A 6,239-nucleotide genomic window follows, 5' to 3' on the forward strand; every position below is an offset into this window, starting at 1 on the left:
TTGGCCCAGACCTACGTCCGCTGAACTGCCCCCATCTGGGGGTAGGCCGCCCGGTGGATGCTCCCTGAGAGTGATTCCATCAGGAAGTGGGAGGTCGCGATGACAGCCCTTAAGAACGGTGGAGCAGCCCGTGATTGTCTGGGGTCCACCTGCATGAAGTGGACCGCCAGCGGCGAGCTCTCCGAGTTGGACCTCCATCGGGTGATGGAGCGCTTGGCCCGCGTGGACCACAACCTGGCCGAGGTCGACACCAAAGCCCAAGCAAGCTAGAACGCCTGTACTAGTTCGCTTGGGGTGTCTGATGCCCGCTTTTCTCTCGGTGCGTCTTGGTGATGTGGTGCTGGTCGAGCCCCCTGAGCAGGACTGGTGGGTCGGTCAGGTGATTCACCGCGAAGGCGGGGCCAGGGACAATGGCAATAGCTTTTTTCAGATCGCCTGCGTGGACACGGGGGTGATCCGAACGGTGAACCCCAACAGCGTCACTGGCGTTGTGAAGCCTTCTTCCCCCAGCGCATGCTCAGCGGCTTGATCCTGGTCCCGGTCCTGTTTGCCTTTTTTGGCTTGTCGGAGGACGACACCGAACAGTTGTTTGGCAAGTCAGGTGAGGCGACGCCGCCAGCCCATGAACGCTGTCTCAAGGCCCGTGATTACAAGGGCTGCATGGAGTACCAGCGGCGCCAGGTCGAGGACTAGCTGTCCCCTCAGTTGGCGAGATGGGTGGCGAAATCGATCGCGATCCAGGCGGCGCTCAGGGCAATCAGCAGCGGCAGAACACCTTTGACGGTCTCAAGGACCTCCTGGCGCAGCTGGTCTTGTTGCTCGGGGGAGCGGGTCATTGCGGCCTGGGCGAGTGAACTTCTCCAGGGCTAAAAGTTCAAGGCTGCAATGGCATGAGCGCATTCACCTAGGCGAAGGCAAACCAGTCCAGGCGTTGGGCTTGGCCATCGGCCTGGATCTCGAGGAGCTCAAGGCCTTTGACGGTTCCGTCCTGCCGGTACCAGGGGTCTTGGCAGAGGCTGCTGAAGGCCTGACGGGCGGCATCGAGGGAGGGGAAGTCGCCAACCGGGGTGCTGCCCCAGGCGTCGTGGGTCTTGATCCGGTAGGGCATGGATGGCGGCCATCGCTGCGCACCAGTGTCCGGCACCTGCTTCAACAACAAACCCCCCAGCGTTCGGCGGGAGCGCTGGAGGGTTGTTGTTGGGGGCCTCAAGGGGGGGCGGCCCCCGTTCGGATAGCGGGTTGGTACTCGACCGCTTCCACAACCGTTATGGCTTCGTGCCTGAGCCTTGGTCCATAGGCACATTCACGGGTTCTAGAAGATGCCGAGGGTCTTCTTCTTGCAGTAGCCCGCTCCGATGTTCATCCAGCCGGAGCGGCAGGGTTGCCCGTTGGTGGGAGCGACCTCGTAGTAGATGGGCGAGACGCAATGGCTCCCTAAATCGTTGACATAGCCGAGCGGACACTGATCCTGGCCTGCGGCCTTGGGGATTCGCTTCTGGGCCAAGCTGGGGCTTGGGGCGGCGAGGGTCAGCAGCAGCAGTCCGCTGCCGCTCAGGCTGAGGATGGTGCGCTTCAAGGGCCCAGTTCCACTGGAGTCAAGCTAGGAAGCCTGTCCCGATTCGGCTGCAAGCTGATGGGCGCGGGCGTTGAGCAGGGCCTCCTGGCGGTTGAGGCAGAGCTCGACGCCGATGAAACGGGTGATGGCGAGCCGCCTGAGCCGTTCTCGGTAGCGCTCCTGGGGAACGGCGATGATCACCCGTCGTCCCTGGCGCGTGGCGTCGCGGCAGACCGCATCAATGGCCAGGGAGGCCGTGACCCCCAGGTGGGAAACCGCTGTTAGATCCAGGATCAAGGTGGCGTAGGCGGAGCTCTCCTGGAGGAGTTGGGTTAGATAGCGGCTCGCCCCAAAACTCAGTGGTCCGGCAAGGCTTAACAGCGCCACCTCACTCCCGGCCTCCCGTAGCAGGACTTGCTCCTCGGCGTTGAGCCTGACGGGGGACGGCTCGTCCGTGTCTCCATCGCCGCCGGTGATGCGCCGGCTGGCTTTTTGGAGGGCATCGGCCTGGTCCTTGATGGTGATCACATTGGCGAGGGAAACCCCAATGACGACGGCGGTGACCAGGTCCCAAAAGACCGTGAGCAAGAGAACGAGCCACATCAGGCCCGTGGCTTTCCAGGACAGGCGAGGGGCGCGCTTGAGGAAGCTCCAGTCGACGATCTCCAGGCCGACATGCAGCAGGATTCCCCCGAGGACGGCCAGGGGAATCTCAGAGGCGAAGGAGCCGGCCCCCAGGGTGACGATCAGTAGGGCGAGTGAGTGCACCATCCCTGAGAGGGGAGTGCGTCCGCCCGCTTGCACGTTGGTGACGGTGCGCATCGTGGCGCCCGCTCCAGGCAGACCCCCGACCAGGGCGGCAGCCATGTTGCCGATCCCCTGGCCAATGAGTTCACGGTCCGAGCGGTGCTGGGTGCGGGTGATGTTGTCGGCCACCAAGGAGGTCAGCAGCGAGTCGATCGAGCCCAGGACGGCGAGGGTGATGGCATAACCGCCCAACAGGCGGAGGTCGTCGAAGCGCAGCTGCGGCCAGCGCAGGGTCGGAAGCCCCTGGGGGATGGCGCCCAAGCGGGGGATGGAGCCCTCGGGCAGCAGGGTGCTGAGCGCTGAGATCAGCACCAAGGCCACCAGCGGTGCTGGAAGCCAGCGGTTCCAGCGCCGGGGGTAGGAGCGGATCAGGGCAAAGGTCAGGGCGCCGATCAGCAGGGCCAGGCCGTTGAGGTTGGGCAGCTGAGCGGGCAGGGCCGCCAGGATCTGGGGGATGGTGCCTTTGAGGCTGAGGCCCAGCAGGATCGGCAGCTGCAGCACCACGACGATCACGCCGATCCCCGACATAAAGCCGGAGATCACCGAGTAGGGCATCTGAACGATGTACTGCCCCAGGCGGAAGACCCCGAAGAGCACCTGCAGGGCGCCCGCCAACAGGGCCACGGTGAAGGCCACGGCCAGCCCCGCCTCTGCTCCATAGCGACCGATCAGCGCCGTGATCACCGCCGCCATGATCACGGTCATCGGACCGGTGGGCCCAGAGACCTGGGAGGGCGTGCCCCCGAGGGGGGCGGCGATGAAGCCCAGAACGATGGCGCCCCAGAGGCCGGCGATCGCTCCGGCTCCGGAGGTCAGGCCAAAGGCCATGGCCAGTGGCAGGGCCACCACGGCGGTTGTGATGCCGCCGGTGAGGTCCCCGCGCCAGTTCCTCAGCCAGCTGTGGCTCCAGGTGCGACTAAGTCGCCAGATCTTCGCCTCGGGGGGCTCGCGGAATGGAGAGCGCATGCTGCCGCCGTCAGCTCTCCCCAGGATGCCGGCGATGGCAAGGCTCGGGGGTGGGGGCCAGGATCAGCAAAGAGAGGCCCCCGAGTTGGAGCGCGGTCGCGGGGCGATCGTCTCCTGCACTGTTATGACGCCGTGGCATCGCCTCCCGTCATGAGTGCAAATGCTCAGTCATGACGAAATTCAGTCGCCAGTGCTGGAGGGCCGCGGCGGCATGGGACGTTTGCGAATCGTCAGCGGACGATTGCCGAATTGCCGTCTGGCCAAGTTGAAGGCATGACCTTCGCTAAAGGCAATGAGGTGGAGTTCTGAATCCCCATCGGGGAAATGAACCGTGAGATCAAAACAGGGCAAAACAGGCGCCGATCAGCCACATCTCCATGTCGTAGCCATGCTGCGCGCTGTCGTCAGCTACAGCGCTTCACTCAGGCACTTCGCTGTCCTTGTGATGGCGGGGTTGATAGCCCTGGGCTTCTGCTAAAAAGCGCAGCCAGACCTGGCTTTTGCGATCAGGCATCCCCGCTGCACCGATCAGGCCCAGGGGGCCAAAGAGCAGGCCTGCCCAAAACCAACGGGCCCATCGACGCGCCTTGGCGCGCGCGATCGAAGCCGAGATGAAGCCACAGGGGAGGCAGACCATCAACAGGCCAATGACGTAGCCCATCGCCGCATGCAGGTACTGCTGTTCTCTTAGCAAGCTTGAACGCCCAGGGCGAGTCTCTGCGGTTGGATGGTCAAAGCACTCGGGGCGTCATGCCGGCACTGCAGAGCGGATGGATTGAGCTCGCTGTGTTGGCACTGCTGTTTCTGGGTCTGCAGGTCTGGTGGCTCACGGCACTCGCCCGTCGGCGAGCCCTGGCCAAGCCCCTGAGCGAGGCGGAATTCCGTCAGGTTCTCGAGCGCATCTGGATCTCGAGATCCCGCTCCTGAGCTCAGGCCTGAGTGGGTTGGATGGCACAGGTCAGGGCGCAGGCGTGCTGCTCCTCGACCATGCGCCTGAGTTCGTGATCCCGCAGCAGCAGCATCAGCCGCGTTCCGCCCATCCCTCCTATCGCCGTGCCTGTTTGCTCGCTCACCCACTGCCCAGCCGATTGCAGGTCCGGGAAGAGTGCGGGACAGAGGCGCACCAGGCGGCCAGCGAGTCCGGTGCTCACCCAGCGTTCATGGGCTGTGCGTTTGACCTGCTCCTGGATGTTCTCGGTCATGGTCATCAGGAGCAGGAGGAGACAAGGATTGGACACTCACCTCTTCCTTCTGGACTAATCGAGTTCAGCCCCTTGCGGAGTAGGGATTAATACCTGTTTCTTCCGTTTTTCTTCCAAATTGCGCGGATTTGGGCTTTGCTCAGGGCTTTGGTGGTCTTGAGCCAGCGTGATTGGGGAAGGGGTGGGTGCTGCTGTGGTCGCCGCCTTCTCCGTAATGCTCCAGGTAGGAGAGCCCCATGGTGCGCAGCATCATTCCGCAGGCGTGGTGGTCGGCGCCGTATTGCTGCCGCCAGCGTTCGACCAGCTCGATGACGTCTTGATAGCCGCTGTTGAGGAAGTCCTCGGTTGGTTCCCAGGGCACGGTTGAGGGGCTTTGGTAGGCGAGCTGTCCACAGCTTCTCAGTCTTTGGCTGAGGCGTCCTGTCTTGTTATGAGCTGTGGTCAGGCTGCCTCGGGGCACCAGCCCAGCTGACGCTCTCGTCTGATCAGCCAGTGCTGGCATTTCTTCGTGAGGTGTTCGCCTTGGCCGAGCTGCTTGGACTGGAGCTTGCAGCCCAGCAGGGTGCGGCAGTGGGCGTCGGTCCCGTAGGTGAAGTGCTGGCAGGTGATGCAGACGCGGCCTGAGCGTGAGGCCCGCAGCAGCCTGGCTTCCATGAACTCCCACTCATCCATGTGCTCTGCGCAGGTACGCCTGTACTACTACTGACTTGGTGTCATTGCAAGGGGCAGGGCTTGTTCGTGCCGAATGCGCTGCTGACAATGGAGGTCTTCGCGGCTTTCCGATGACGGCAGATGGCTTGGCTCAGGCCATTGACGCGATTTTTGAACGTCACATGCAGGCCGAGTTAGCGGGAGATCTGGATGGCACCTTGGCGACGATGAGCGCCAATCCCCATCTGGTGAACATCCCCACGATGGTGGGTGGTTCGGGGCCGCAAGGGGTCCGCCGTTTTTATGCCAATCGCCTGGTCGGTCAGTTTTTCCCGCCCGATGTGACCTTTGCGCCCATTTCGCGCACCCATTCGGCGGAGCGGCTGGTGGATGAATTGGTGATCCGCTTCACCCATACCCATCCCATGGATTGGATGCTGCCGGGGGTCGAGCCCACAGGGCGGCGTGTGGAAGTGGCCTTTGTGGTGATCGTTGGGATCGAGGGAGATCGGGTGAGCTATGAGCACATCTACTGGGATCAGGCCACGGTGCTGGTGCAGTTGGGCTTGCTGAAGCCTGAGGGGCTGCCTGTTGTGGGACAAGGCGGCGTCGCCAAGCTCCTGGATCCATCGCTCCCGGATCCTTTCTTCCAGGAAGGCTGAGCGCAGAGATGTGGGATTGCTGATCTCAGCAGTGACGGCAACAGTTGTTGGTTGGGGTTGGTGTGACAGTCGTCTCAGTTGGTGTTGTCACCATGCTCCGAATGTTGACGTTGGTCGCCACCCTCTTGGTGCTGAAAACCGCAACGGAGATCTGGCTGGCTGAATCCCTGCTCAGCTCACGTCCTTCGCCGCGATCCCTGGCTTAGTTCGGGGCCAGGGCCTGGAATAACTCCCGGATGGAGTCAAGGTCGAGGTCGGTGTTGATCAGGACCGAGCTCTCAAAGTCTTCCTGAAAATCACTGAGGCTCTGCAGGATGTCCTGGCTGGTTCCTTGTCCAGGCATCGGAGCGGTGGACTGACCTTGCTCATCCCGCGAGAAAATGCGCCAGAACGCCA

Annotated in this window: 14 protein-coding genes; 5 read left to right on the top strand and 9 right to left on the bottom strand. The window is 63.0% G+C overall.

The window, feature by feature from the left end:
* The first annotated feature begins 99 nt into the window (after positions 1-99).
* Genes QZ184_RS09390 through QZ184_RS09400 form a run of 3 tightly spaced genes read left to right on the top strand, consistent with a single transcriptional unit; the run spans position 100 to position 693 of the window.
* Positions 100-270 (top strand): hypothetical protein, encoded by a 171-nt coding sequence (locus QZ184_RS09390; RefSeq protein ID WP_296416515.1) that lies wholly within the window; start codon positions 100-102, stop codon positions 268-270.
* A 31-nt stretch (positions 271-301) separates the two neighbouring features.
* Positions 302-529: a DUF3104 domain-containing protein gene (locus tag QZ184_RS09395; RefSeq protein WP_043705725.1), complete on the top strand. Its 228-nt coding sequence runs from the start codon at positions 302-304 to the stop codon at positions 527-529.
* On the top strand, positions 514-693 hold the full coding sequence (locus QZ184_RS09400) for a hypothetical protein (RefSeq protein ID WP_296419260.1): 180 nt from the start codon (positions 514-516) through the stop codon (positions 691-693). Before QZ184_RS09395 ends, QZ184_RS09400 begins: the two co-directional genes overlap by 16 nt.
* Positions 694-701: 8 nt before the next feature.
* Here the strand turns inward: QZ184_RS09400 and QZ184_RS09405 are convergent, their stop codons facing one another.
* From QZ184_RS09405 to QZ184_RS09425, 5 genes are all read right to left on the bottom strand, one after another.
* Positions 702-836, bottom strand: a complete 135-nt coding sequence (locus QZ184_RS09405) for a hypothetical protein (RefSeq protein WP_296416513.1) — start codon at positions 834-836, stop codon at positions 702-704.
* 68 nt (positions 837-904) lie between these two features.
* Positions 905-1,108 (bottom strand): hypothetical protein, encoded by a 204-nt coding sequence (locus QZ184_RS09410; RefSeq protein ID WP_296419262.1) that lies wholly within the window; start codon positions 1,106-1,108, stop codon positions 905-907.
* A 204-nt stretch (positions 1,109-1,312) separates the two neighbouring features.
* Positions 1,313-1,576, bottom strand: a complete 264-nt coding sequence (locus QZ184_RS09415) for a hypothetical protein (RefSeq protein WP_296416510.1) — start codon at positions 1,574-1,576, stop codon at positions 1,313-1,315.
* A 24-nt stretch (positions 1,577-1,600) separates the two neighbouring features.
* Positions 1,601-3,328: a SulP family inorganic anion transporter gene (locus QZ184_RS09420; protein ID WP_296416508.1), complete on the bottom strand. Its 1,728-nt coding sequence runs from the start codon at positions 3,326-3,328 to the stop codon at positions 1,601-1,603.
* A gap of 418 nt (positions 3,329-3,746) precedes the next feature.
* Positions 3,747-4,022 (bottom strand): hypothetical protein, encoded by a 276-nt coding sequence (locus tag QZ184_RS09425; RefSeq protein WP_296416507.1) that lies wholly within the window; start codon positions 4,020-4,022, stop codon positions 3,747-3,749.
* A 56-nt stretch (positions 4,023-4,078) separates the two neighbouring features.
* On the opposite strand from QZ184_RS09425, the gene QZ184_RS09430 reads away from it, so the two are divergent.
* Complete coding sequence (locus tag QZ184_RS09430; RefSeq protein WP_296419264.1) at positions 4,079-4,255, top strand: hypothetical protein; 177 nt, start codon at positions 4,079-4,081, stop codon at positions 4,253-4,255.
* A 2-nt stretch (positions 4,256-4,257) separates the two neighbouring features.
* Here QZ184_RS09430 and QZ184_RS09435 read toward each other — a convergent pair whose 3' ends face one another.
* From QZ184_RS09435 to QZ184_RS09445, 3 genes are all read right to left on the bottom strand, one after another.
* Entirely contained in the window at positions 4,258-4,530 is a 273-nt protein-coding gene (locus QZ184_RS09435; RefSeq protein WP_296419267.1) for a hypothetical protein, read from the bottom strand.
* 139 nt (positions 4,531-4,669) lie between these two features.
* Positions 4,670-4,891, bottom strand: a complete 222-nt coding sequence (locus tag QZ184_RS09440) for a hypothetical protein (RefSeq protein WP_247477635.1) — start codon at positions 4,889-4,891, stop codon at positions 4,670-4,672.
* A gap of 80 nt (positions 4,892-4,971) precedes the next feature.
* Positions 4,972-5,202, bottom strand: coding sequence for a galactose oxidase (locus QZ184_RS09445; protein ID WP_296419269.1), 231 nt, complete (start codon positions 5,200-5,202; stop codon positions 4,972-4,974).
* Between the two features lie 110 nt (positions 5,203-5,312).
* On the opposite strand from QZ184_RS09445, the gene QZ184_RS09450 reads away from it, so the two are divergent.
* Positions 5,313-5,843 carry a nuclear transport factor 2 family protein gene (locus tag QZ184_RS09450; RefSeq protein ID WP_010316116.1) on the top strand — a complete coding sequence of 177 codons (531 nt, stop codon included), beginning with the start codon at positions 5,313-5,315 and terminating at the stop codon, positions 5,841-5,843.
* A 202-nt stretch (positions 5,844-6,045) separates the two neighbouring features.
* Here QZ184_RS09450 and QZ184_RS09455 read toward each other — a convergent pair.
* Positions 6,046-6,239 (bottom strand): hypothetical protein (locus tag QZ184_RS09455; RefSeq protein ID WP_296419270.1); only part of this gene is annotated, 194 nt, incomplete at its 5' end.

Origin of the sequence: Vulcanococcus sp. DEBay_Sum22DG08_74 (assembly GCF_017852955.1) — a bacterium.
Lineage (GTDB): Bacteria > Cyanobacteriota > Cyanobacteriia > PCC-6307 > Cyanobiaceae > Vulcanococcus.

Bases quoted from the DNA above. Each gene is read 5' to 3' on its own strand.
- QZ184_RS09390 (WP_296416515.1), top strand. From the start codon at position 100: ATGACAGCCCTTAAGAACGGTGGAGCAGCCCGTGATTGTCTGGGGTCC.
- QZ184_RS09395 (WP_043705725.1), top strand. From the start codon at position 302: ATGCCCGCTTTTCTCTCGGTGCGTCTTGGTGATGTGGTGCTGGTCGAG.
- QZ184_RS09400 (WP_296419260.1), top strand. From the start codon at position 514: ATGCTCAGCGGCTTGATCCTGGTCCCGGTCCTGTTTGCCTTTTTTGGC.
- QZ184_RS09405 (WP_296416513.1), bottom strand. From the start codon at position 836: ATGACCCGCTCCCCCGAGCAACAAGACCAGCTGCGCCAGGAGGTCCTT.
- QZ184_RS09410 (WP_296419262.1), bottom strand. From the start codon at position 1,108: ATGCCCTACCGGATCAAGACCCACGACGCCTGGGGCAGCACCCCGGTT.
- QZ184_RS09420 (WP_296416508.1), bottom strand. From the start codon at position 3,328: ATGCGCTCTCCATTCCGCGAGCCCCCCGAGGCGAAGATCTGGCGACTT.
- QZ184_RS09430 (WP_296419264.1), top strand. From the start codon at position 4,079: ATGCCGGCACTGCAGAGCGGATGGATTGAGCTCGCTGTGTTGGCACTG.
- QZ184_RS09435 (WP_296419267.1), bottom strand. From the start codon at position 4,530: ATGACCGAGAACATCCAGGAGCAGGTCAAACGCACAGCCCATGAACGC.
- QZ184_RS09445 (WP_296419269.1), bottom strand. From the start codon at position 5,202: ATGGATGAGTGGGAGTTCATGGAAGCCAGGCTGCTGCGGGCCTCACGC.
- QZ184_RS09450 (WP_010316116.1), top strand. From the start codon at position 5,313: ATGACGGCAGATGGCTTGGCTCAGGCCATTGACGCGATTTTTGAACGT.